Consider the following 25,572-nt stretch of genomic DNA (forward strand, 5'->3'; position numbering starts at 1 on the left):
ACATTTGGAATGCATTCTCCTGTGGGAGCGAGCTTGCTCGCGAAGAGGTCTTTAGCCTCGCTGAAAATCAGCCGTTGCGAACCCGCAGACAGCGCCACAACGCCACCATCATCAAGCCACTGACCAGCGCCCACCCCCACGCCTGCTGATTCTGCAATCCTTCCTGATACAACTGCGGCACGATCCCCGCGCCGACGATAAATGTCAGCAACGCGATTTCCCGACGCGCCACGCTCACCGGGCGGCAAAGGTACACCAGCGCTGGCAGCACGAATGCCATGCTGGCAAAGCTGCGATAACGCGGATCGAAGACCATCTCCAGCATCATCACCGCAGCGGCAAGACCGGCCGCTGCGACCAGCCGGCCGGCGCGACGCTCAAGGAAATCGAATGCGCCTGACCGCCAACCGCTGCGTGCGCTCAACGTCAGCGCGGCATGCGCGAGCACCAGCAGATTCAACCCGGTCAGCAAACCGACCCACAGCCATTCACCGGCAAAGCGCGTGGTCAACCGCGCCAGATCGCCCCAGGCGCCAATCGAGCAAGCAGCGACGGCGCCGAGCAGCGGCAGCAGCAGCGCCGAACGTGTGCTGCGAACGCCACCGCCAAGGATCAGCGTGCCGAGGAAGATCAAGGCACCGACCGCCAGCCATTCTTTCCAGTACGGCACATTGCTCACCGGCCCGGCGAGCACGCCCTTGTCCTGGCGATCGGCATCGAACAGTCCCCAATAGCCGCCGACCGCGCCTTCGCTGCCACGTTTCCATGGCTGATCGAAGGCTTCGATCAGGTTGTAGCGCCAGCCTTCCTGCTCGGCCATCGCCACAAATCCACGAATGAATTTCGCCTCGTTGACCCGGCTCGGCACGGCGGTTTCGCGCTGACGGCCTTCGCTCGGCCAGCCGGTTTCGCCAATCATCACGTCTTTGGGCGCGAATTTGTTGCCGAACACCTGACGCACATCCGCGACATGCCGCAGCGCCACGTCGATGTTCGACGGATCGTCTTCCCAGTACGGCAGCAAGTGAATGGTCAGGAAATCCACGGCCGGGGCGATTTCCGGGTGCTTGAGCCAGAATTCCCAGACGTCGGCATAAGTCACCGGTTGCTTGACCTGGCTTTTGACCTTGTTGATCAGCCGCGCCAGTTGCGCTCCGGTGACCTCTTTGCGCAGCAGCGCCTCGTTACCGACGATCACCGCCGTCACCACATCGGGGTTGGCGTTGGCGGATTTGATCAGCAGCTCGACTTCCTGCTCGGTATCCACGGGGTTGCTGTTGACCCAGGCGCCGATCATCAACTTCAGACCGTGCTTGCGCGCCAGATCGGGCAGAGCGTCGAGGCCGGTCATCGAATAAGTGCGGATACATTCAAAGCGCGTCGCCAGCAACGCAAGGTCGGCGTCCATGCGCTCCGGGCGCAACTTGAACGGCACGTCGAACGGCGACTGGTCCTTGTCGAACGGCGTGTACGAGGCGCATTGCAGCTTGTGCGTCGGCGTTGCAGCGTCCGGCAGGATCACCGGTTGGCCGAGGCCATACCAGAAACCGCCAAGGGCCAGCAGCCCGAACAGGCAGGCGAACAGATAGGGCAGAAAAGGAAATCGGGACGTCGCGGACATGGTCAGGCCGAGTGGCTGCAAAGCGACGCATGTTACCTGCATTTACAGAAGGGCAGGTGGCTTGCAGGCGTTGTACATGCAAAGTTCGGGCGGATTGTCTGGCGCCAGTTAATCTCGCTTGATTAATGGCTTTCTGATGTCGTTTCTCGTTGCCTTGAGGTCGCTGACAGAGCAGGTCGCCTGCCGGTTGAGGTTGATGATCAAACCATCAGTACCCTTTTTGAAAAATCGGCTGATGTTCGGTGTGTGAGGTCCGGCGTGATGGGGGCGCTGTGCACCATAACAATACGTTGACGATGCCCGGCATCCGTCGGGCGCAGCATTTCGGGGAAGTAAACGATGAAGATGCGACGACTTTTAGGCGCAGGTGCCGTTCTGGCGCTTGCGATGAGTTCCACTTTCGCCAACGCTGAAAAACAGACCCTGAACATCGGTTACGTTGACGGCTGGTCCGACAGCGTCGCGACCACCCATGTGGCGGCCGAAGTGATCAAACAGAAACTCGGCTACGACGTGAAGCTGCAAGCCGTCGCCACCGGGATCATGTGGCAAGGCGTGGCTACCGGCAAACTCGACGCCATGCTCTCGGCGTGGCTGCCCGTGACCCACGGTGACTACTGGACGAAAAACAAGGATCAGGTCGTCGATTACGGCCCGAACTTCAAGGATGCGAAAATCGGCCTGATCGTGCCGGAGTACGTCAAAGCCAAGTCGATCGAAGACCTGAAAACCGACGACACTTTCAAAAACCGCATTGTCGGCATCGACGCCGGTTCAGGCGTGATGCTCAAGACCGATCAGGCGATCAAGGATTACGGTCTGGACAAGTACAGCCTCAAGGCCAGTTCCGGCGCCGGCATGATTGCCGAGCTGACCCGTGCCGAGAAGAAAAACGAATCCATCGCCGTCACCGGTTGGGTGCCGCACTGGATGTTCGCCAAGTGGAAACTGCGCTTCCTCGACGACCCGAAAGGCGTATATGGCGAGGCTGAAACCGTCAACAGCATCGGTAGTAAAGGCCTGGAAGCCAAGGCGCCGGAAGTGGCCAAGTTCCTGAAAAACTTCCAGTGGGCGTCGAAAGACGAAATCGGCGAGGTCATGCTGGCGATTCAGGACGGCGCCAAGCCTGATGCAGCGGCCAAGGACTGGGTGGCCAAACACCCGGATCGCGTAGCTGACTGGACCAAATAATTTCAACACACCCACACCCCTGTAGGAGTGAGCCTGCTCGCGATAGCGTCCCGTCAGTTGATAGAAATACTGACTGATACGACGCCATCGCGAGCAGGCTCACTCCTACAGTTGTTTTGTGTGTACCGGAAAATGGCAAAAACATCATGGCCATCTACTACTAAGGTCGTCTGGAACCTCTCTCGCAGCCGCATACATTAGCTACGTTCCAACAATAATTTGTGCTGCGAGGATAAAAACAATGAACGACAGCATTTACCTCTCGATTCAAAACAGTCCCCGATTCAAGGAGCTGGTTCAGAAAAGGGAACGATTCGCCTGGATTCTCTCGGCAATCATGCTTGGGCTCTACTCCGCATTCATCCTGCTGATCGCATACGGGCCACACGTGCTCGGGGCGAAAATCAGTCCTGAATCCTCGATCACCTGGGGCATCCCGATCGGTGTCGGCCTGATCATTTCGGCCTTCGTCCTGACCGGCATCTACGTGCGCCGCGCCAATGGCGAGTTCGACGACCTGAACAATGCGATTCTCAAGGAGGCTCAGCAATGATCCGGCGTCTACTGGCTCTTCTGAGCATTGCCGCGTTCGCACCCGGCGCCTGGGCGGCTGACGCCCTGACCGGTGCGGTGGCCAAGCAACCGCTGAACATCCCGGCGATCCTGATGTTCGTGGCCTTCGTCGGCGCGACGTTGTACATCACCTACTGGGCTTCGAAGAAAAACAATTCGGCTGCCGACTACTATGCGGCAGGCGGCAAGATCACCGGTTTCCAGAACGGCCTGGCAATTGCCGGCGACTACATGTCGGCAGCGTCCTTCCTGGGCATTTCCGCACTGGTGTTCACCTCCGGCTACGATGGCCTGATCTACTCGATCGGCTTCCTCGTTGGCTGGCCGATCATTCTGTTCCTGATCGCCGAGCGCCTGCGCAACCTGGGTAAATACACCTTTGCCGACGTGGCGTCCTACCGCCTCGGGCAAACCCAGATTCGCACCCTGTCCGCCTGCGGTTCGCTGGTGGTGGTGGCGTTCTACCTGATCGCGCAAATGGTCGGTGCCGGCAAGCTGATCCAGTTGCTGTTCGGCCTCGATTACCACGTTGCAGTGATTCTGGTGGGCGTGCTGATGTGCATGTACGTGCTGTTCGGCGGCATGCTCGCGACCACTTGGGTGCAGATCATCAAGGCTGTTTTGCTGCTGTCCGGTGCTTCGTTCATGGCGCTGATGGTGATGAAGCACGTCGGCTTCGACTTCAACACGCTGTTCTCCGAAGCGATCAAGGTGCACGCCAAGGGTGAAGCGATCATGAGCCCGGGCGGTCTGGTCAAGGATCCGATCTCGGCGTTCTCGCTGGGTCTGGCGCTGATGTTCGGTACCGCTGGCCTGCCGCACATTCTGATGCGCTTCTTCACCGTGAGTGACGCCAAGGAAGCGCGCAAGAGCGTGCTGTACGCTACCGGCTTCATCGGCTACTTCTACATCCTGACCTTCATCATCGGCTTCGGCGCGATCCTGCTGGTCAGCACCAACCCGGCCTTCAAGGATGCAGCGGGCGCCTTGCTCGGCGGCAACAACATGGCGGCTGTGCACCTGGCCAACGCGGTCGGCGGCAGCATCTTCCTGGGCTTCATCTCGGCGGTGGCGTTCGCGACCATTCTCGCGGTGGTAGCCGGTCTGACGCTGGCAGGTGCTTCGGCGGTCTCGCATGATCTGTACGCCAGTGTTATCAAGAAGGGCAAGGCCAACGAGAAGGATGAGATTCGCGTGTCGAAGATCACTACCATCGCCCTGGCAGTGCTGGCGATTGGTCTGGGCATTCTGTTCGAAAGCCAGAACATTGCGTTCATGGTGGGCCTGGCGTTCTCGATCGCGGCGAGCTGCAACTTCCCTGTGCTGCTGCTTTCGATGTACTGGAAGAAGCTGACTACCCGTGGCGCGATGATTGGCGGCTGGCTGGGTCTGGTCAGTGCTGTTGGCCTGATGATCCTTGGCCCGACCATCTGGGTGCAGATTCTGCATCACGAGAAGGCGATCTTCCCTTACGAGTATCCGGCGCTGTTTTCGATGATCATTGCGTTCGTGGGGATCTGGTTCTTCTCGATCACTGACAAGTCGGCAGCTGCGGATAACGAGCGGGCGCTGTTCTTCCCGCAGTTTGTCCGTTCGCAGACTGGATTGGGGGCGAGTGGGGCGGTTTCGCACTAATCTGCTTTGAGTTCGATCTGAAAAAAGCGCCCTGGTTGAGAGATCGGGGCGTTTTTTTGTGGGCGGTTATCGGACTTTTGCCATGGGGTAGTGTGCATATCCGTTGCTGCGGTAACGGCGGCTTAGGGTTTCGCCCTGACGGCGACTCACTTTTTTACAAGCGCCTAAAAAAGTAAGCAAAAAACGCTAGCTCCTGCGTTCGGCCCTCGCAGGCTCGGGTTCCTTCGCTGCGGGATCGATCCTGGCGCAGCGCCTCCGGTTTGCTTCGCTGCACCTCCTCTCGCTGTGTTTGGCTACGCCAAACGGTCGCTGCGCTCCCACGCCCGGATCAATCCCTCCACTCAGCCTTCCGACGTCGCCTGTGGATCAAGATCAAGAGCACTCGAGCTAACGCTCATTGTTGAGTGGTGCGGCTTCGCCGCGGGCAGCTGCGCTGCTTTGCTGTTCTGTGGGAGCGAGCTCGCGAAGGCGGCCTGACAGCCGACCTGATTTTTCCTGATGTACACCGCCCCCTTGTAGGAGTGAGCCTGCTCGCGATGGCGATCTGCGAGGCAACCAATTTCTATCGAATTCACGCGATCCAACTGTAGGAGCTGCCGAAGGCTGCGATCTTTTGATCTGGCTCTTGATCTGGCTTTTGCTTTGCTTCGGCTCTTGATCTTTTGCCCCTTCGGCAGGCTTCGTTACGGGATCGATCCGGGGGGGGAGCGCAGCGACCGTACGACGCAGTCGTACACAGCGGGAGGAGGTGCAGCGCAGCAAACCGGAGACGCTGCGCCCGGATCGATCCCGTAACGAAGGTACCCCGAGCCCCAGCGAGCGGGCCGTACGCCGGGGCAAAGCCTTTTGGGTTACCTTTCGGCGTTTGGAAAAGGTGACTCGCTGTAAGAGCGAAACCGCCAGCGGCAGCACCCGCAGCAACGGATATGCCCCCAAAACCCAGAAACCAGTCGGCCCGAAGGCCGCTGAGACCACCAACAAAAACGGCCTCTATATAAGAGGCCGTTCCTGACACACCACTAACCCATCACAAAAAAGCAAAACCCTTATTTGCGATCTTCCAGCTTGGTAATGTCACGCGACTCGTAACCCGTGTACAGCTGGCGCGGACGGCCAATCTTGTAAGGGCTCGAGAGCATTTCCTTCCAGTGCGAAATCCAGCCGACAGTACGCGCCAGAGCGAAGATCACAGTGAACATGCTGGTCGGAATGCCGATCGCCTTGAGGATGATCCCCGAGTAGAAATCGACGTTCGGGTACAGTGAGCGCTCGATGAAGTACGGGTCGGTCAGGGCGATCTCTTCCAGGCGCATGGCCAGTTCGAGTTGCGGATCGTTGTTGATGCCCAGTTCCTTCAACACTTCGTCGCAGGTCTGCTTCATGACAGTCGCGCGAGGGTCGCGGTTCTTGTAGACGCGGTGGCCGAAGCCCATCAACTTGAACGGATCGTTCTTGTCCTTGGCCTTGGCGATGAACTTGTCGATGTTCGACACATCGCCAATCTCGTCGAGCATGGTCAGCACGGCTTCGTTCGCACCGCCGTGGGCAGGGCCCCACAGTGCGGCAATACCGGCGGCGATACAGGCGAACGGGTTGGCACCCGAAGAGCCGGCCAGACGCACGGTGGAGGTCGAAGCGTTCTGCTCGTGGTCGGCGTGGAGGATGAAGATCCGGTCCATGGCCTTGGCGAGCACCGGGCTGATCGGTTTGATCTCGCACGGGGTGTTGAACATCATGTGCAGGAAGTTTTCCGCGTACGTCAGGTCGTTGCGCGGGTACATCATGGGTTGGCCCATGGAGTACTTGTAAACCATCGCTGCCAGGGTCGGCATCTTCGCAACCAGACGGATCGCGGAAATTTCGCGATGCTGCGGGTTATTGATGTCCAGCGAGTCGTGGTAGAAGGCCGAGAGGGCGCCGACTACACCGCACATGACGGCCATCGGGTGGGCGTCGCGACGGAAGCCGTTGAAGAAAGTTTTCAGCTGCTCGTGAACCATGGTGTGGTTTTTCACGGTGCTGACGAACTGGGCCTTCTGTTCTGCAGTCGGCAATTCGCCGTTGAGCAGCAGGTAGCAGGTTTCCAGGTAGTCCGACTGTTCAGCCAGCTGTTCGATCGGGTAGCCGCGGTGCAACAGAATGCCGTTGTCGCCGTCGATATAGGTGATTTTCGATTCGCACGAAGCGGTCGACATGAAACCCGGGTCGAAAGTGAAGCGGCCCGTGGCCGTCAGGCCCCGAACATCGATTACATCGGGACCAACGGTGCCGGTTAAAATGGGCAGCTCGACGGGGGCTGCGCCCTCGATGATCAACTGCGCTTTTTTGTCAGCCATGTGGCCTCCTATTTATGCTTGAACCATCAGACAGACCCCCCACGCAGGGCCCGCACCACTATAGTGAGATAAATTCGAATGTCAATTTGCCTAAAGTCTTGCTCCAGAAGGCTTTAAGCCGACTTTTTCCTCGAAATTGCCTGCCATTTACGCCTTTTATGCAACTTGTGCAATCCGCTATTGGGGGTAGGTGAACGCGTTGTCATTAGTAGCCTAACTGTCTATACTCGGCCACCGACCGCCAAGGGCTTTTGGGCTTGCTTTCATTGGGGGTCGCATCCCTGGGTGGTGGTTACCTGACCAGTGCACTCCCCAACAACTTTGCCCTGATTGTTAGGGGCTCTTCAGTGTGAAAAAAAAGCCGTGAAAAGCCAACGACCTGTAAACCTAGACCTAAGGACCATCAAACTCCCAGTCACTGCTTACACGTCCATTCTTCACCGTATCTCCGGTGTCATCCTCTTCGTGTGCCTTGCCATCATGCTTTACGCATTGGACAAGTCGCTGAGCTCCGAGGAAGGCTTCGGTCAGGTGAAAGCGTGTCTGACCAGTCCGCTAGCCAAGCTAGTGATTTGGGGCATCCTGTCCGCTCTGCTGTATCACCTGGTAGCCGGTGTGCGCCACTTGATCATGGACATGGGCATCGGTGAGACGCTGGAAGGCGGCAAGCTGGGCTCGAAAATCGTTATCGCCGTTTCCGTGGTGGTAATCGTTCTGGCAGGAGTCTGGATATGGTAACTAACGTCACTAACCTGTCGCGTTCGGGCCTCTATGACTGGATGGCACAGCGTGTGTCTGCGGTCGTTCTCGCGGCTTACTTCATCTTCCTGATCGGATACATCGTCGCCAACCCTGGCCTCGAGTATGCCCAGTGGCATGAACTGTTCGCTCACAACGGAATGCGTATTTTCAGCCTGCTGGCCCTTGTTGCTCTCGGCGCTCACGCCTGGGTCGGCATGTGGACCATCGCGACCGACTACCTGACGCCGATGGCGTTCGGCAAGTCCGCAACGGCGATACGTTTCCTTTTCCAGGCAGTATGCGGCGTTGCGATGTTCGCTTACTTCGTCTGGGGTGTGCAGATTCTCTGGGGTATCTGATTCATGGCTAACATTCCAACGATTTCTTTCGACGCCATCATTATTGGTGGTGGCGGTGCCGGCATGCGCGCTGCGCTGCAGCTGGCACAGGGCGGTCACAAGACTGCGGTGATCACCAAGGTTTTCCCGACCCGTTCGCACACTGTTTCCGCTCAGGGTGGCATCACTTGCGCCATCGCCTCTGCCGACCCGAACGATGACTGGCGCTGGCACATGTACGATACCGTCAAGGGTTCCGACTACATCGGTGACCAGGACGCTATCGAATACATGTGTCAGGAAGGCCCGGCTGCCGTGTTCGAGCTGGACCACATGGGTCTGCCGTTCTCGCGTACCGAGCAAGGCCGCATCTATCAGCGTCCGTTCGGTGGCCAGTCCAAGGACTACGGCAAGGGCGGTCAGGCTGCACGAACCTGCGCTGCGTCCGACCGTACCGGTCACGCGCTGCTGCACACCCTTTATCAGGGCAACCTGAAAGCCGGCACCACGTTCCTCAACGAGTACTACGCTGTTGATCTGGTGAAAAACCAGGAAGGCGAATTCGTTGGTGTGATCGCGATCTGCATCGAAACCGGCGAAACCTCCTACATCCGTGCCAAGGCCACCGTTCTGGCGACTGGCGGTGCAGGTCGTATCTACGCATCCACCACCAACGCCCTGATCAACACCGGTGACGGCGTCGGTATGGCTCTGCGTGCTGGCGTGCCGGTACAAGACATCGAAATGTGGCAGTTCCACCCGACCGGCATTGCCGGCGCCGGTGTACTGGTTACAGAAGGTTGCCGTGGTGAAGGTGGTTACCTGATCAACAAGCACGGCGAGCGTTTCATGGAGCGTTATGCTCCGAACGCGAAAGACCTGGCTGGTCGTGACGTGGTTGCCCGTTCGATGGTCAAGGAAATCATCGCTGGCAACGGTTGCGGTCCGAATGGCGACCACGTAATGCTCAAACTCGACCACCTGGGCGAGGAAGTGCTGCACAGCCGTCTGCCAGGCATCTGCGAACTGTCGAAGACTTTCGCCCACGTCGACCCGGTAGTTGCGCCGGTGCCGGTTGTTCCGACCTGCCACTACATGATGGGCGGCGTTGCCACCAACATTCATGGCCAGGCGATCACCCAGAATGCCGAAGGTCAGGACCAGATCATTCCTGGCCTGTTCGCAGTAGGCGAAGTGGCTTGCGTATCGGTACACGGTGCGAACCGTCTGGGCGGCAACTCGCTGCTCGACCTGGTGGTATTCGGTCGCGCTGCCGGCCTGCACCTGGAAAAGGCGTTGACCGATGGCATCGAATACGACGACGCTACCGAGTCCGACATCGAAGCTGCACTGTCGCGCCTGAACGCGCTGAACAACCGTACCGACGGTGAAGACGTTGCCACCCTGCGTCGCGAGCTGCAAAGCTGCATGCAGAACTACTTCGGTGTGTTCCGTACCGGCGAATACATGCAGAAGGGCATCGCTCAGCTCGCTGACCTGCGTGCTCGCATCGCCAACGTGAAGATCAACGATAAGTCGCAGGCGTTCAACACTGCACGTATCGAAGCGCTGGAACTGCAGAACCTGCTGGAAGTGGCTGAAGCTACCGCCATCGCGGCCGAAGTACGTAAAGAGTCCCGCGGCGCTCACGCCCGTGAAGACTTCGAAGACCGTGACGACGAAAACTGGCTGTGCCACACCCTGTACTTCCCGGGTGACAAGCGCGTCACCAAGCGTGCCGTGAACTTCTCGCCGAAGACTGTTCCGACTTTCGAACCTAAAGTCCGGACTTATTAAGGGTGACCGCCATGTTGCAAGTCAGTGTTTATCGCTACAACCCTGATCAGGACGCTGCGCCGTTCATGCAGGATTTCCAGGTCGATACCGGTGGTAAAGACCTGATGGTGCTGGACGTGCTGGCCCTGATCAAAGAGCAGGACGAAGGGTTCTCCTATCGTCGCTCCTGCCGTGAAGGCGTCTGCGGCTCCGACGGCATGAACATCAACGGCAAGAACGGTCTGGCATGCATCACGCCGCTGTCCGCTGTTGTAAAAGGTAACAAGCTGATCGTTCGTCCGCTGCCAGGTTTGCCGGTTATCCGTGACCTGGTCGTCGATATGAGCATCTTCTACAAGCAATACGAGAAGGTGAAGCCTTACCTGCAGAACGACACGCCGGCTCCGGCCATCGAGCGTCTGCAGTCGCCAGAAGAGCGCGAAAAGCTCGACGGTCTGTACGAGTGCATCCTGTGCGCCTGCTGCTCGACCTCCTGCCCGTCCTTCTGGTGGAACCCGGACAAGTTCCTCGGTCCTGCTGCGCTGCTGCAAGCCTACCGCTTCCTGGCAGACAGCCGCGACACCAAGACCAGCGAACGTCTGGCTTCACTTGACGACCCGTTCAGCGTTTTCCGCTGCCGGGGCATCATGAACTGCGTCAACGTATGTCCGAAAGGCCTGAACCCGACTAAGGCCATCGGTCACATCCGTAACATGCTGCTCTCGAGCGGCGTGTGATTCAGCTGCTGTAACCGTTGCACCGTAGAGGCTGTGGCGCGGGCTTCAACCCGCGTCATGGCTATAACCAGAGTCGTAGCCATAAGCTGCAGCTCTTCTTTTGAAGAAATGAGACAAGCAGGGGCATCCGGGCTGGTACCCGGACTATCAGTGTGATCCTAGGTGGCTTGTTTTAGTCGCTGCATTCGGACTTCTGCAAGTTTGCTCGGTGTCGACACCGATGGTGTTCCCCTAACCGAGGGTGACCAAGCATGCAAGAAAGCGTGATGCAGCGCATGTGGAACAGCGCCTACCTTTCAGGTGGAAACGCTGCCTATGTGGAAGAGCTTTATGAGCTCTACCTGCACGACCCTAACGCTGTGCCAGAAGAGTGGCGCACCTACTTTCAGAAGTTGCCCGCCGACGGCAACTCTGCCACTGATGTTTCGCACTCGACGATTCGCGATCATTTCGTGCTGCTGGCAAAGAACCAGCGCCGCGCCCAACCGGTTTCCGCCGGCAGCGTGAGCAGTGAGCACGAGAAGAAGCAAGTTGAAGTGCTGCGATTGATCCAGGCCTACCGTATGCGTGGCCACCAGGCAGCCCAGCTTGACCCGCTGGGACTGTGGCAGCGTCCTGCACCTGCAGACCTGTCGATCAATCATTACGGCTTGACCAATGCCGATCTTGATACGACGTTCCGTGCCGGCGACCTGTTCATCGGCAAAGAGGAAGCGAGCCTACGCGAAATTCACGAAGCGTTGCAGCAGACATATTGCCGCACCATCGGCGCTGAATTCACGCACATCACCGATTCCGAGCAGCGCCAGTGGTTCCAGCAGCGTCTGGAAAGCGTGCGTGGCCGTCCGACGTACTCCGCCGACATCAAGAGCCACCTGCTTGAACGCGTGACTGCCGGTGAAGGCCTGGAAAAATACCTGGGCACCAAATATCCGGGCACCAAGCGTTTCGGTCTGGAAGGCGGCGAAAGCCTGATTCCGATGCTCGACGAACTGATCCAGCGTTCCGGCTCGTACGGTACCAAGGAAGTCGTCATCGGCATGGCCCACCGTGGCCGTCTGAACGTGCTGGTCAACACCTTCGGCAAGAACCCGCGCGAGCTGTTCGACGAGTTCGAAGGCAAGAAGAAGGTCGAGCTCGGTTCCGGTGACGTCAAATATCACCAGGGCTTCTCGTCCAACGTGATGACCACCGGCGGTGAAGTTCACCTGGCCATGGCGTTCAACCCGTCCCACCTGGAAATCGTTTCCCCGGTGGTCGAAGGTTCGGTGCGCGCTCGTCAGGACCGTCGCAACGACCTGACCGGCGAGAAAGTCCTGCCGATCTCCATCCACGGTGACGCGGCATTCGCCGGTCAGGGCGTGGTCATGGAAACCTTCCAGATGTCGCAGACCCGCGGTTTCAAGACCGGCGGTACCGTGCACATCGTGATCAACAACCAGGTTGGTTTCACCATCAGCAACCCGCTGGACTCGCGTTCCACCGAGTACGCCACCGACGTTGCCAAGATGATCCAGGCGCCGATCCTCCATGTTAATGGTGATGATCCGGAAGCCGTGCTGTTCGTGACCCAGCTGGCCATCGACTACCGCATGCAGTTCAAGCGTGACGTGGTGATCGATCTGGTCTGCTACCGTCGTCGCGGCCACAACGAGGCCGACGAGCCGAGCGGCACCCAGCCACTGATGTATCAGCAGATCACCAAACAGCGCACCACGCGTGAGCTGTACGCTGAGCGCCTGACCCAGGCCGGTGTGCTCGACGCTGAACGTGTTCAGGCCAAGGTCGACGAATACCGCAACGCGCTGGACAACGGTCTGCACGTGGTGAAATCGCTGGTCAAAGAGCCGAACAAAGAGCTGTTCGTCGACTGGCGTCCATATCTGGGCCACGCCTGGACTGCGCGTCACGACACGCGTTTCGATCTGAAGACCCTGCAAGAGCTGTCCGCCAAGCTGCTGGAAATTCCGGAAGGCTTCGTGGTTCAGCGTCAGGTCGCGAAGATCTATGAAGACCGTCAGAAGATGCAAGCCGGCGGCCTGCCGATCAACTGGGGTTACGCTGAAACCATGGCGTACGCGACCCTGGCATTCGAAGGTCACCCGATTCGCATGACCGGTCAGGACATCGGCCGCGGTACGTTCTCGCACCGTCACGCTGTGCTGCACAACCAAAAAGACGCGGGCACCTATATTCCGCTGCAGAACCTGTACGACGGTCAGCCACGTTTCGACCTGTACGACTCGTTCCTTTCGGAAGAGGCGGTACTGGCATTCGAATACGGTTACTCGACCACCACGCCAAACGCGCTGGTGATCTGGGAAGCCCAGTTCGGCGACTTCGCCAACGGTGCACAGGTCGTGATCGACCAGTTCATCACCAGCGGCGAGCACAAGTGGGGCCGTCTCTGCGGTCTGACCATGTTGCTGCCACACGGCTACGAAGGCCAGGGCCCTGAGCACAGCTCGGCGCGTCTTGAGCGTTACCTGCAGCTGTGCGCCGAGCACAACATTCAGGTGTGCATGCCGACCACGCCAGCGCAGATCTACCACTTGCTGCGTCGTCAGGTGATCCGTCCGCTGCGCAAGCCGCTGGTCGTATTGACGCCGAAGTCGCTGCTGCGCCACAAGCTGGCCATCTCGACGCTGGAAGATCTGGCTGAAGGTTCGTTCCAGACCGTGATCCCGGAAATCGACGCACTGGACCCGAAAAAGGTCGAGCGTGTGGTTCTGTGCAGCGGCAAGGTCTACTACGACCTGCTGGAAAAACGCCGTGCCGAAGGCCGCGAAGATATCGCCATCGTGCGTATCGAGCAGCTGTATCCGTTCCCTGAGGACGACTTGAAAGAAGTCCTGGCTCCGTACACCAACGTCAAACATGCCGTCTGGTGTCAGGAAGAGCCGATGAACCAGGGTGCCTGGTACTGCAGCCAGCATCACTTGCGTCGCAGCATCGCCAACCTCGACAGGACTCTCGTACTTGAGTACGCGGGCCGTGAGGCGTCGGCTGCCCCAGCTTGTGGTTATGCATCGATGCACGCCGAGCAGCAGGAAAAACTGCTGCAAGATGCTTTCACTGTTTAACGCCTTCGCGCTGACTGAAACCGAATTTTAAGGACCCACAGATAATGGCTATCGAAATCAAAGCCCCGTCATTCCCGGAATCGGTTGCCGATGGCACCGTTGCCACCTGGCACAAGAAACCAGGTGAGGCCGTCAAGCGTGACGACCTGATCGTCGACATCGAAACCGACAAGGTCGTGCTCGAAGTGTTGGCTGAAGCGGACGGCGTACTGGGCGCAATCGTTGCCGAAGAGGGCGCTACCGTTCTGTCGAACCAGGTCCTGGGCTCGATCGAAGAGGGCGGCGCTGCTGCCGCTGCTCCGGCCGCTGCTGCTCCGGCTGCTACTGCCGTTGCCGCACCGGCCGCTGCTGATGGCGAAGATGACCCGATCGCTGCTCCGGCTGCACGCAAACTGGCTGAAGAAAACGGCATCAACATCGCTTCCGTTGCCGGCACCGGCAAGGGTGGTCGTGTGACCAAGGAAGACGTGGTTGCAGCTGTTGCTGCGAAGAAAGCCGCTCCGGCTGCCGCGCCTGCCAAGGCTGCTGCTCCTTCGGCTGCCGCTCCTGTGTTCGCTGCTGGCGACCGCATCGAGAAGCGCGTACCGATGACCCGCGTTCGTGCCACCGTGGCCAAGCGTCTGGTTGAAGCTCAGTCGAACATGGCGATGCTGACCACTTTCAACGAAGTCGACATGACCGAAGTCATGGCTCTGCGTTCGAAGTACAAGGACCTGTTCGAGAAGTCGCACAACGGCGTACGTCTGGGCTTCATGTCGTTCTTCGTCAAAGCGGCCACCGAAGCGCTGAAACGCTTCCCGGCGGTCAACGCGTCGATCGACGGCGGCGACATCGTTTACCACGGCTACGCGGATATCGGCGTTGCCGTTTCCAGCGACCGTGGCCTGGTGGTACCGGTTCTGCGTAACGCCGAGCTGATGAGCCTGGCTGAAATCGAAGGCGGCATCGCAACATTCGGCAAGAAAGCCCGTGACGGCAAACTGTCGATGGACGAGATGACCGGTGGTACCTTCACCATCACCAACGGTGGTACCTTCGGTTCGATGATGTCGACGCCAATCGTCAACCCGCCGCAGGCAGCGATTCTGGGCATGCACAACATCATCCAGCGTCCAATGGCCATCAACGGTCAGGTCGTGATCCGTCCGATGATGTACCTGGCACTGTCCTACGATCACCGTCTGATCGATGGCAAAGAAGCTGTGACCTTCCTGGTGACCATCAAGAACCTGCTGGAAGATCCGGCTCGTCTGTTGCTGGATATCTAAAAAGCAGCTGCAAGCTTTCAGCTACAAGCCTCAAGCTCAAGGCGAGCGGGTGGGCTTGCAGCTTCAAGCTTGCGGCTTGTAGCTTTATTGCTAAAGAGGATTTTTTGAATGTCGCAGAAATTTGACGTAGTAGTGATCGGTGCCGGCCCTGGTGGCTACGTAGCCGCCATCAAGGCTGCTCAGTTGGGCCTGACCACTGCCTGCATCGAGAAGTACACCGACGCAGAGGGCAAACAAGCCCTAGGCGGTACCTGCCTGAACGTGGGTTGCATTCCTTCCAAGGCGCTGCTCGACAGCTCGTGGAAATACAAGGAGGCCAAAGAAAGCTTCAACGTTCACGGCATCTCGACCGGCGAAGTCAAAATGGACGTCGCTGCGATGGTTGGCCGCAAGGCTGGCATCGTCAAGAACCTGACCGGCGGCGTTGCCACCCTGTTCAAGGCCAACGGCGTTACTTCGATCCAGGGCCACGGCAAGCTGCTGGCTGGCAAGAAAGTCGAAGTCACCAAGCCGGACGGCTCGGTTGAAGTCATCGAAGCGGAAAACGTCATCCTCGCGCCAGGTTCGCGTCCGATCGACATTCCACCGGCTCCGGTCGACCAGAAAGTCATCGTCGATTCGACTGGCGCTCTGGAGTTCCAGTCCGTTCCTAAACGTCTGGGCGTGATCGGCGCTGGCGTGATCGGTCTGGAACTGGGTTCGGTATGGTCGCGTCTGGGTTCCGAAGTTGTAGTTCTGGAAGCGCTGGACACTTTCCTGATGGCAGCGGACACCGCTGTTTCCAAGGAAGCCCTGAAAACCCTGACCAAACAGGGCCTGGACATCAAGCTGGGCGCTCGCGTTACCGGTTCGAAAGTCAACGGCGAAGAAGTCGTCGTCAACTACACCGATGCCAACGGCGAACAGACCATCACTTTCGACAAGCTGATCGTAGCCGTTGGTCGCCGTCCGGTGACCACTGATCTGCTGTCTGCCGACTGCGGCGTGGAAATCGACGAGCGCGGTTTCATCGCGGTCGATGACCATTGCGTCACCGCTGTACCGGGCGTCTTCGCCATTGGTGACGTGGTTCGCGGCATGATGCTGGCCCACAAGGCTTCGGAAGAAGGCATCATGGTTGTCGAGCGCATCAAGGGCCACAAGGCTCAGATGAACTATGATTTGATCCCTTCGGTTATTTATACTCACCCGGAAATCGCGTGGGTTGGCAAAACCGAGCAGGCGCTGAAGGCCGAAGGCGTTGAAGTCAACGTCGGCACCTTCCCGTTCGCCGCTTCCGGCCGTGCCATGGCTGCCAACGATACCGGTGGTTTCGTCAAGGTCATCGCCGATGCCAAGACCGACCGCGTATTGGGCGTGCACGTGATTGGCCCGAGCGCTGCGGAACTGGTTCAGCAGGGCGCGATCGGCATGGAATTCGGCACCAGCGCTGAAGACCTGGGCATGATGGTTTTCTCCCATCCGACCCTGTCCGAAGCCTTGCACGAAGCTGCTCTGGCAGTGAATGGCGGCGCCATCCACATTGCCAACCGCAAGAAGCGTTAAGACACAATAAGAAACCACGGCGGCAGCGGCCCGTCGTGAGCCTTGCGAGCAAGACTCACCGCGGAATGTCCGCCGGACGCAGTCTTGCGTAGCCCAGCTACGCAAGCAGCAGTCACAGGTGGCGCGGCACTCAAACGAGCGCAGCGCCGAATGCGCAGTACCTAACGAAGACGGTAAAAAGCATGAATCTTCACGAGTATCAGGGTAAGCAGCTGTTCGCTGAATACGGCCTGCCAGTTTCCACTGGTTACGCAGTAGACACCCCGGAAGCAGCAGCAGAAGCTTGCGACAAGATCGGCGGCAACGAGTGGGTCGTCAAAGCCCAGGTTCACGCCGGTGGTCGCGGTAAAGCGGGCGGCGTAAAGCTGGTTCGCAGCAAAGAAGACGCCAAAGCCTTCGCACAGCAGTGGCTGGGCAAGCGTCTGGTGACTTACCAGACTGACGCCAATGGCCAGCCAGTCACCAAGATCCTGGTTGAATCGTGCACTGATATCGCTAAAGAGCTGTACCTGGGCGCTGTCGTTGACCGTTCGAGCCGTCGCATCGTGTTCATGGCTTCCACCGAAGGTGGGGTGGACATCGAGAAAATCGCTCACGACACTCCAGAAAAAATTCTCAAGGCCACTATCGATCCACTGGTTGGCGCTCAGCCATCCCAGGGTCGCGAGCTGGCATTCCAGCTGGGTCTGGAAGGCAAGCAGGTCACTCAGTTCGCCAAGATCTTCGTAGGTCTGGCCAAGCTGTTCAAAGACCACGACCTGGCTCTGCTGGAAGTGAACCCGCTGGTGATCAAGGCTGACGGCGATCTGCACTGCCTGGACGCGAAGATCAACATCGACGCCAACGCCATGTACCGTCAGCCTAAGCTGAAGGCTTTCCACGATCCGTCGCAGGACGATCCGCGCGAAGCGCACGCTGCCAAGTTCGAACTGAACTACGTAGCCCTGGAAGGCAACATCGGCTGCATGGTCAACGGTGCCGGTCTGGCCATGGGTACCATGGACATCGTCAACCTGCACGGCGGCAAGCCAGCCAACTTCCTCGACGTAGGCGGTGGTGCTACCAAAGAGCGCGTGACCGAAGCTTTCAAAATCATTCTGTCCGACAGCAATGTCGCTGCAGTACTGGTTAACATCTTCGGCGGCATCGTTCGTTGCGACATGATTGCCGAAGGCATCATCGGTGCAGTGAAAGAAGTCGGCGTGAAAATCCCGGTTGTTGTTCGTCTTGAAGGCAACAACGCTGAACTGGGCGCTAAAGTACTGGCAGAAAGCGGTTTGAACATCATCGCTGCTACCAGCCTGACCGACGCTGCTCAACAAGTCGTTAAAGCTGCGGAGGGCAAGTAATGAGCGTCCTGATCAATAAAGACACCAAAGTCATCTGCCAGGGCTTCACCGGCGCACAGGGTACTTTCCACTCCGAGCAAGCCATTGCCTACGGCACCAAAATGGTCGGCGGCGTGACTCCAGGCAAGGGTGGTACCACTCACCTGAACCTGCCTGTGTTCAACACTGTGAAAGAAGCTGTAGCAGCCACTGGCGCCACCGCCAGCGTGATCTACGTTCCGGCTCCTTTCTGCAAGGACTCGATCCTGGAAGCGGCCTTCGGCGGCATCAAGCTGATCGTCTGCATCACCGAAGGCATTCCTACCCTGGACATGCTGGACGCCAAGGTCAAGTGCGACGAGCTGGGCGTGGTCCTGATCGGCCCTAACTGCCCAGGCGTGATCACCCCAGGCGAATGCAAGATCGGCATCATGCCAGGTCACATTCACTTGCCAGGCAAGGTCGGTATCGTTTCGCGTTCCGGCACCCTGACCTACGAAGCTGTGAAGCAGACCACTGATGCCGGTTTCGGTCAGTCGACTTGCGTCGGCATCGGCGGTGACCCGATCCCGGGTTCGAACTTCATCGACATCCTGAAGCTGTTCCAGGAAGACCCGCAGACCGAAGCGATCGTAATGATCGGCGAGATCGGCGGTTCGGCTGAAGAAGAAGCGGCTGCCTACATCAAGGCAAACGTGACCAAGCCGGTTGTTTCCTACATCGCTGGTGTGACTGCTCCTCCGGGCAAGCGCATGGGCCATGCTGGCGCAATCATCTCTGGCGGCAAAGGCACTGCAGACGAGAAATTCGCTGCGCTGCAAGACGCAGGCGTAAAAACCGTGCGTTCGCTGGCAGACATCGGCAAGGCCCTGGCCGAGCTGACTGGCTGGGAAGTGAAGAAGTAAGCTTCGGCTGACTTTTAGCTCCAGCAACAAAGGCCACCTTCGGGTGGCCTTTGTCGTTTCTGCAGATCAAAAGATCGCAGCCTTCGGCAGCTCCTGCAGAGGAACGCGATCTTCTGTAGGAGTTGCCGAAGGCTGCGATCTTTTGCGTTGTGCCTCTTATTCTGAAAATAAGATACGTAAACGCGACACTGAAACGTCGCGTATCGGATAGTTCGCCCTCTAACAGTGCGTTTGTCAGCCAAATTCGTTAGGCTGGCAGCCATTTTTGCGTCCGCCGCCCACAAGGCAGCCACGCGCTTTAAGGGTCAGTCCCATACGGATCGACAGCATTTCCCTAATCCAACAGGGCAATCCCCCTCTAAATTCCGATTTCAGTAGTGTGGTATTACCTTAATGAAAGTTTTGAAAGGTCAGGACGTCCTGGCACTTGGTTTTATGACGTTTGCCCTGTTTGTCGGGGCCGGTAACATCATCTTCCCGCCGATCGTCGGCTTGCAGGCCGGACCTCACGTCTGGATGGCTGCATTGGGCTTTCTGATCACCGCCGTAGGTTTGCCGGTGATCACCGTGGTGGCGCTGGCCAAGGTCGGCGGTGCCATGGATGCATTGAGCAGCCCGATCGGCAAGATCGCTGGCGGTATCCTCGCTGCGGCGTGCTATCTGGCGGTGGGTCCACTGTTCGCCACCCCGCGTACCGCGACCGTATCGTTCGAGGTGGGTCTGGCGCCGTTGACCGGCGAGAGCCCGCTGGCGCTGTTCCTCTACAGTTCGGTGTACTTCCTGCTGGTGTTCTTTGTTTCGCTCTACCCTGGGCGTTTGCTGGATACCGTTGGCCGTTTCCTCGCGCCGCTGAAAATCATTGCGCTGGCAGTATTGGGCATCGCCGCGTTCGCCTTGCCGGCGGGTGATATCGGTCACGGCACACCGGAATACGTCGCCGCGCCATTTTCGCAAGGGTTCATCAATGGTTACCTGACCATGGACACCCTCGGCGCACTGGTGTTCGGCATCGTTATCGTCAACGCGATCCGCTCCCGTGGCGTCGAGTCGCCGGCGCTGATCACACGTTACGCGATCATTGCTGGCCTGATTGCCGGTGTCGGTCTGGCGCTGGTGTATGTCAGTCTGTTCCGCCTCGGTTCCGGCAGCCATGAAGTCGCGGTCGGTGCCACCAACGGCGCGGCTGTGCTGCATGCCTACGTGCAACACACTTTCGGTTCGCTGGGCAGTGGTTTCCTCGCGGTGCTGATCTCGCTGGCCTGTCTGGTTACGGCGGTCGGCCTGACCTGTGCCTGCGCAGAATATTTCAGCCGTGTGCTGCCTCTGTCCTACAAGACTCTGGTGATTATCCTCGCGGCGTTCTCGCTGCTGGTATCGAACCTCGGTCTGACCAAGCTCATTGCCTTCTCGATTCCGGTGCTCACCGCGATCTATCCGCCGTGCATCGTTCTGGTCGCGCTGAGCTTCTGCAAGGATTTCTGGCATGAGCACGCACGCATTCTTGGCCCGGTGATGCTGGTGTCGTTCCTGTTCGGCACCATCGACGCCTTGAAGGGCGCCGGTCTGGCCGACTGGATGCCAACTCAGCTTACCCATCTGCCGTTGAGCGAGCAGGGGCTGGCGTGGCTGGTGCCGTGCGTGATGACCCTGGTGGTTGCCGTGGTATGCGATCGCCTGCTGGGCAAGCGCAGCGAAGTCACTGCCTGACGTGATTCGACCCGCCACAAGCGGGTCGAGCACGGTTAAACAGAAATGCCCCGTATCAATCGATACGGGGCATTTTTTATGCGCGTGAGGCAGTGTCTTTTTTGCTGAGCTAACGTCGAAGGGTTGCTTAGCTTTTATGTAGGAGTGAGCCTGCTCGCGATAGCGATTTTTCAGTCACGTCAGTATTTGATTGAAAACCGCTATCGCGAGCAGGCTCACTCCTACAGGTACAGAGTTTACATTTCACAAGGAATTGCATGTCGTTCATCCAAGCCAATCTGATCCACCTGCTCGCCGCCGTCTGGTTTGTCATCTGCTGGGGCGGCTATACCCGTTATGCCACCTGGAAGGCCCGCGACACGGCGTGTCTGGCCAGCGTGTTGCACCTGTACCGCGAAGACTGGATGCGCCGCATGTTGCTGCGTGACAACCGTATCGCCGACGCGAGTGTGATCGGCAATCTGGAGCGCAACGCCTCGTTCTTCGCTTCCAGCACGCTGATCATCCTCGCCGGTATTCTCACCGTGCTTGGTGCGTCCGAGCGTGCGGTGTCGCTGTTGGCGGATATTCCGATGGTGCAGCAGGCGTCCCAAGGCATGTCGGAGATCAAGTTGCTGTGTCTGGCACTGGTGTTCGTCTATGCGTTCTTCACGTTCAGCTGGTGCATGCGGCAGTACAACTTCGCCGCGATTCTGGTCGGTTCGGCGCCGATGATCGGTGAGCGCCAAGTGACCGAGCAGGAGCGCAAGGCGTTCGCTTCGCGGGCGGCGCGGGTGATTTCGATGGCGGCCAACCAGTTCAACTTCGGCCTGCGCTCTTATTACTTCGGCATGAGCATGCTGGCGTGGTTCGTCAGCCCGTGGCTGTTCATGATCATGAGCGCGGGAGTCGTGGTGGTTTTGTATCGCCGCGAGTTTCATTCCGACGTTCTCGATGTCATGGTCTATACCCCTACAGAGGCGCCCGTCCCTGAGGCGAACAAAGAGGCTGTTTGATGAGTATTCCGTTCTGGTGTGTGTTTATCAGTGCTTTATTGATTTATGTGGCGCGCATGCCGGTGGCCAAGGCCATGAAAGAGCAGGGCGGTTACGACAATCATCTGCCGCGCCAGCAACAGGCGCAGTTGACCGGGTTCGGTGCCAGGGCCCTGGCGGCCCATCAGAACAGTATCGAAGCCTTTATCCTGTTCGCGGTCGGTGTGCTGATGGCCCACACCACGCAAACCGCAGGCTGGCTTATCGATGCGCTGGCGATCATCTTCGTGATCTCGCGAATCTTCTATCTGTGGTTCTATCTGGCCGACCTGGCGAAGTTACGCAGCCTGATGTGGCTAGTTGGCTTCATCTGCTCGTTGTTGCTGATGATTAGTCCGACTTTTAGAACCGTGTTGCTATAACCGGTAAATCGCAGGCAAAAGAAAACCCGCACTTGGCGGGTTTTCCTTTCACACCAGAAAGCTTATTGCTTTTTGGCGGCTTCTTCTTGAGCAGCGGCGTTCGATTCAGCCTGAGCTTTGGCAGCTTCGGCGTTTTCTTTTGCTGCGTCGTTCACTTTATCCTGAGCTTTGTTCATGTCTTGCTGAGCTTGCTCAGCATGTTGGTTGGCATCTTGAGCTTTGTCCTCGGATTTTTTATCGCAGGCAGCGAGACCGAGGGAAGCGGTCAACATCAAGGCAATAGCTAAAGTCTTACGCATGGGGTGTATCTCCTTATGGAAAATAACTACTGGCCTTAAGAGCTTGGCGCTACGGGTTAAGTTCCTCATTTGTTTCAGATATATAAGTTTGTTTTATCACGGAACTTTTGCCGTTTTTCTCACTACTGGCACAAGGCCTTAATGCGAGTATTTATCAAATGGCCCAAACCCCCGTTTTTGAGCGCGCGACGCGCTTTTTATCGGCATTGCGCCACTGTCAGGTCTTGGGTCTGCAAGTGCACAGCGCCTCCAGCGAAGGCCTGACGGTGATCCTGCCCTACAGCGAAAAAATCGTCGGCAATCCCGAAACCGGAGTCATCCATGGCGGTGCCATCACCTCGTTGATGGACACCGCTTGCGGTATGTCGACTCTGTGCGTGCTGCCAGAGTTCGAAGTCTGCCCGACCCTCGATCTGCGCATCGACTACATGCACGCCGCTGAACCGCACAAAGCGGTGTACGGCTTCGCCCAGTGCTACCGCGTCACCACCGACGTGATCTTTGCCCGTGGTTTTGCCTACCAGGACGATCCCCAGCAACCAATCGCCCACGTGGTCGGCACATTCATGCGCATGGGCATTGGCCTCAAGGGCAGCAAAGGTTTCGCGGGCGCGATCAAGGGAACCGGCCAATGAGCAACGACCTCAGGGAGCAGCTGCAACAGGCCCACGCGCTGGGCGATTACGCGCCGCTGCTGGTATTGATCCCTTATGCCGGGTTGATCGGCATCGAGTGCTCGCGAGTGGGCGATGAGTTGCTGTTCAAGCTACCGGCGAACAAGGACAATATTGGTAACCCTTTATTGCCGGCGATCCACGGCGGGGTGATTGCCGGCTTCATGGAGCTGGCCGCAGCCCTGCATCTGCTGATTTTCACCGGCACGCCGGGTGTGCCGAAAATCATCGATTTTTCCCTCGATTACCTGCGCGCCGGGCAGTTTCGCGACACTTGGGCCAGGTGCCAGGTCTGCCGGCAGGGCCGTCGCGTGGCCAACGTTGCGGTCACGGCGTGGCAGAGTACCGAGGCCGAACCGATTGCCACGGCTCGCGCGCACTTCAAAATTGATGAGCCCTTGAAATCCTGATCAGCGCCCCCAACTCAGATGACAACCCGCCGCAGACCATTCGGGTCGCGGCCAATGCCATCTGATTGGAGTTTGATGACCATGAGTGTGGAAACTCAAAAGGAAACCCTGGGCTTCCAGACCGAGGTAAAGCAGCTGCTGCACCTCATGATCCATTCGCTGTATTCGAATAAGGAAATTTTCCTTCGCGAATTGATCTCGAACGCCTCTGACGCCGTCGACAAGCTGCGCTTCGAAGCCCTGGCCAAGCCTGAGTTGCTCGAAGGTGGCGCTGACCTGAAAATCCGTGTGAGCTTCGACAAGGACGCCAAGACCGTCACCCTCGAAGACAACGGTATCGGCATGAACCGTGACGATGTGATCACCCACCTGGGGACCATCGCCAAATCCGGCACCGCCGATTTCATGAAAAACCTGTCCGGCGATCAGAAGAAAGATTCGCACCTGATCGGCCAGTTCGGCGTGGGCTTCTACTCGGCCTTCATCGTCGCCGACAAGGTTGATGTCTACAGCCGTCGCGCCGGCACCGACGCCAGCGAAGGCGTGCACTGGTCGTCGAAAGGCGAGGGCGAATTTGAAGTCGCCACTATCGATAAACCAGAACGCGGCACCCGCATCGTCCTGCACCTGAAGTCCGGTGAAGACGAATTCGCTGATGGCTGGCGTCTGCGCAACATCATCAAGAAGTACTCCGACCACATCGCTTTGCCGATCGAGCTGCCGAAGGAAGTCACTCCGGCCGAAGGCGAAGAGGCACCGGCCGTTGAATGGGAAACCGTCAACCGCGCCAGCGCCCTGTGGACCCGTCCGCGCACTGAGGTGAAGGACGAGGAATACCAGGAGTTCTACAAGCACATCGCTCACGACTTCGAGAATCCGCTGTCGTGGAGCCACAACAAGGTCGAAGGCAAGCTCGAGTACAGCTCGCTGCTGTACGTGCCGGCCCGCGCGCCGTTCGACCTGTACCAGCGTGAAGCGCCGAAGGGCCTGAAGCTGTACGTGCAGCGTGTGTTTGTAATGGATCAGGCCGAGTCGTTCCTGCCGCTGTACCTGCGCTTCATCAAGGGTGTGGTCGATTCCAACGACCTGTCGCTGAACGTGTCGCGTGAGATCCTGCAGAAAGACCCGATCATCGATTCGATGAAAACCGCGCTGACCAAGCGTGTGTTGGACATGCTGGAAAAACTGGCGAAGAACGAGCCTGAGCAATACAAAGGCTTCTGGAAGAACTTCGGTCAGGTCATGAAAGAAGGCCCGGCCGAAGACTTCGCCAACAAAGAGAAAATTGCCGGTCTGCTGCGTTTCGCATCGACCCAGGGCGAAGACGGCGAGCAGGTCGTCGGTCTGGCTGACTACCTGGCCCGCGCCAAGGAAGGTCAGGACAAGATCTACTACCTCACCGGCGAAACCTACGCGCAGGTGAAGAACAGCCCGCACCTGGAAGTCTTCCGCAAGAAAGGCATCGAAGTGCTGCTGTTGACCGACCGCATCGACGAGTGGCTGATGAGCTACCTCAGCGAGTTCGACGGCAAGACCTTTGTCGACGTGGCGCGTGGTGACCTCGATCTGGGCAACCTGGACTCGGAAGAGGACAAGAAAGCTGCAGAAGAAGTCGCCAAGTCCAAAGAAGGTCTGGTCGAGCGTCTGAAAACCGCACTGGGCGATTCCGTGGCTGAGGTGCGTGTGTCGCATCGTCTGACCGATTCGCCGGCGATTCTGGCCATCGGCGAACAGGACCTGGGCCTGCAAATGCGCCAGATCCTCGAAGCCAGCGGGCAGAAAGTCCCGGATTCGAAGCCGATCTTCGAATTCAACCCGAGCCACCCGCTGATCGAGAAACTCGATGGCGAGCAGAGCGAAGAGCGTTTTGGCGATCTGTCGCACATCCTCTTCGATCAGGCCGCCCTGGCGGCGGGCGACAGCTTGAAGGATCCGGCCGCTTACGTGCGCCGTCTGAACAAGCTGCTGGTTGAACTGTCGGTTTGATCACGTTGTAGGAAAAACCCGCT

21 protein-coding genes are annotated in these 25,572 nt (G+C 58.3%); 18 read left to right on the top strand and 3 right to left on the bottom strand.

The features are described from left to right. Positions 1-67: 67 nt before the first annotated feature. A complete protein-coding gene (locus J2Y90_RS13895; RefSeq protein ID WP_253500470.1) occupies positions 68-1,663 on the bottom strand; it encodes a beta (1-6) glucans synthase in 1,596 nt (531 codons plus the stop codon). Positions 1,664-1,960: 297 nt separating this feature from the next. Between J2Y90_RS13895 and J2Y90_RS13900 the strand changes: the two genes are divergently transcribed. From J2Y90_RS13900 to J2Y90_RS13910, 3 genes are all read left to right on the top strand, one after another. Continuing rightward, positions 1,961-2,812: a glycine betaine ABC transporter substrate-binding protein gene (locus J2Y90_RS13900; RefSeq protein ID WP_253500471.1), complete on the top strand. Its 852-nt coding sequence runs from the start codon at positions 1,961-1,963 to the stop codon at positions 2,810-2,812. Between the two features lie 241 nt (positions 2,813-3,053). Beyond that, positions 3,054-3,365, top strand: a complete 312-nt coding sequence (locus tag J2Y90_RS13905) for a DUF485 domain-containing protein (RefSeq protein ID WP_253500472.1) — start codon at positions 3,054-3,056, stop codon at positions 3,363-3,365. Beyond that, positions 3,362-5,020, top strand: a complete 1,659-nt coding sequence (locus tag J2Y90_RS13910; RefSeq protein ID WP_133340650.1) for a cation acetate symporter — start codon at positions 3,362-3,364, stop codon at positions 5,018-5,020. Before J2Y90_RS13905 ends, J2Y90_RS13910 begins: the two co-directional genes overlap by 4 nt. 1,046 nt (positions 5,021-6,066) lie before the next feature. Here J2Y90_RS13910 and gltA read toward each other — a convergent pair. Beyond that, a complete protein-coding gene (gene gltA, locus J2Y90_RS13915) occupies positions 6,067-7,356 on the bottom strand; it encodes a citrate synthase (RefSeq protein ID WP_217863979.1) in 1,290 nt (429 codons plus the stop codon). Between the two features lie 363 nt (positions 7,357-7,719). Here gltA and sdhC point away from each other — a divergent pair, with 363 nt between their 5' ends. The 12 genes from sdhC (at position 7,720) to J2Y90_RS13975 (ending at position 22,180) form a co-directional block, all read left to right on the top strand. After that, positions 7,720-8,094: a succinate dehydrogenase, cytochrome b556 subunit gene (gene sdhC / locus J2Y90_RS13920; protein WP_016773673.1), complete on the top strand. Its 375-nt coding sequence runs from the start codon at positions 7,720-7,722 to the stop codon at positions 8,092-8,094. Beyond that, positions 8,088-8,456, top strand: a complete 369-nt coding sequence (sdhD, locus tag J2Y90_RS13925) for a succinate dehydrogenase, hydrophobic membrane anchor protein (RefSeq protein WP_008049683.1) — start codon at positions 8,088-8,090, stop codon at positions 8,454-8,456. Before sdhC ends, sdhD begins: the two co-directional genes overlap by 7 nt. A gap of 3 nt (positions 8,457-8,459) precedes the next feature. Continuing rightward, positions 8,460-10,232 (top strand): succinate dehydrogenase flavoprotein subunit, encoded by a 1,773-nt coding sequence (gene sdhA, locus J2Y90_RS13930; RefSeq protein WP_042607585.1) that lies wholly within the window; start codon positions 8,460-8,462, stop codon positions 10,230-10,232. Between the two features lie 11 nt (positions 10,233-10,243). Beyond that, positions 10,244-10,948, top strand: a complete 705-nt coding sequence (locus J2Y90_RS13935) for a succinate dehydrogenase iron-sulfur subunit (RefSeq protein WP_016773675.1) — start codon at positions 10,244-10,246, stop codon at positions 10,946-10,948. Between the two features lie 251 nt (positions 10,949-11,199). After that, a complete protein-coding gene (locus J2Y90_RS13940; RefSeq protein ID WP_123418772.1) occupies positions 11,200-14,031 on the top strand; it encodes a 2-oxoglutarate dehydrogenase E1 component in 2,832 nt (943 codons plus the stop codon). A gap of 44 nt (positions 14,032-14,075) precedes the next feature. After that, positions 14,076-15,299 carry a 2-oxoglutarate dehydrogenase complex dihydrolipoyllysine-residue succinyltransferase gene (gene odhB / locus J2Y90_RS13945; protein ID WP_253500473.1) on the top strand — a complete coding sequence of 408 codons (1,224 nt, stop codon included), beginning with the start codon at positions 14,076-14,078 and terminating at the stop codon, positions 15,297-15,299. Between the two features lie 108 nt (positions 15,300-15,407). After that, entirely contained in the window at positions 15,408-16,844 is a 1,437-nt protein-coding gene (gene lpdA, locus J2Y90_RS13950; RefSeq protein ID WP_042607587.1) for a dihydrolipoyl dehydrogenase, read from the top strand. Positions 16,845-17,026: 182 nt separating this feature from the next. Next, a complete protein-coding gene (gene sucC / locus J2Y90_RS13955) occupies positions 17,027-18,193 on the top strand; it encodes an ADP-forming succinate--CoA ligase subunit beta (RefSeq protein WP_253500474.1) in 1,167 nt (388 codons plus the stop codon). After that, entirely contained in the window at positions 18,193-19,077 is an 885-nt protein-coding gene (gene sucD / locus J2Y90_RS13960; protein WP_253500475.1) for a succinate--CoA ligase subunit alpha, read from the top strand. The genes sucC and sucD overlap by 1 nt, the downstream gene beginning before the upstream one ends. Positions 19,078-19,470: 393 nt before the next feature. Next, entirely contained in the window at positions 19,471-20,784 is a 1,314-nt protein-coding gene (brnQ, locus tag J2Y90_RS13965) for a branched-chain amino acid transport system II carrier protein (protein WP_253500476.1), read from the top strand. Positions 20,785-21,041: 257 nt separating this feature from the next. Continuing rightward, positions 21,042-21,779, top strand: a complete 738-nt coding sequence (locus tag J2Y90_RS13970; protein WP_253500477.1) for a DUF599 domain-containing protein — start codon at positions 21,042-21,044, stop codon at positions 21,777-21,779. Continuing rightward, positions 21,779-22,180, top strand: a complete 402-nt coding sequence (locus J2Y90_RS13975) for an MAPEG family protein (RefSeq protein WP_056783897.1) — start codon at positions 21,779-21,781, stop codon at positions 22,178-22,180. Before J2Y90_RS13970 ends, J2Y90_RS13975 begins: the two co-directional genes overlap by 1 nt. 62 nt (positions 22,181-22,242) lie before the next feature. On the opposite strand, the gene J2Y90_RS13980 is transcribed toward J2Y90_RS13975, so the two are convergent. After that, a complete protein-coding gene (locus J2Y90_RS13980; protein ID WP_007959016.1) occupies positions 22,243-22,479 on the bottom strand; it encodes a hypothetical protein in 237 nt (78 codons plus the stop codon). Between the two features lie 158 nt (positions 22,480-22,637). On the opposite strand from J2Y90_RS13980, the gene J2Y90_RS13985 reads away from it, so the two are divergent. The 3 genes from J2Y90_RS13985 to htpG all read left to right on the top strand — a co-directional run bounded on the left by J2Y90_RS13985 (position 22,638) and on the right by htpG (position 25,549). Beyond that, complete coding sequence (locus J2Y90_RS13985; protein WP_253500478.1) at positions 22,638-23,114, top strand: PaaI family thioesterase; 477 nt, start codon at positions 22,638-22,640, stop codon at positions 23,112-23,114. Then, on the top strand, positions 23,111-23,563 hold the full coding sequence (locus J2Y90_RS13990; RefSeq protein ID WP_253500479.1) for a PaaI family thioesterase: 453 nt from the start codon (positions 23,111-23,113) through the stop codon (positions 23,561-23,563). Before J2Y90_RS13985 ends, J2Y90_RS13990 begins: the two co-directional genes overlap by 4 nt. Before the next feature lie 81 nt (positions 23,564-23,644). Continuing rightward, the gene (gene htpG / locus J2Y90_RS13995; RefSeq protein ID WP_253500480.1) at positions 23,645-25,549 is read left to right on the top strand and encodes a molecular chaperone HtpG; all 1,905 of its coding nucleotides are present in this window, start codon (positions 23,645-23,647) and stop codon (positions 25,547-25,549) included. Positions 25,550-25,572: the final 23 nt, after the last annotated feature.

It is taken from the genome of Pseudomonas koreensis (assembly GCF_024169245.1).
In the GTDB taxonomy this organism is placed as follows: Bacteria; Pseudomonadota; Gammaproteobacteria; order Pseudomonadales; family Pseudomonadaceae; genus Aquipseudomonas; species Aquipseudomonas koreensis_F.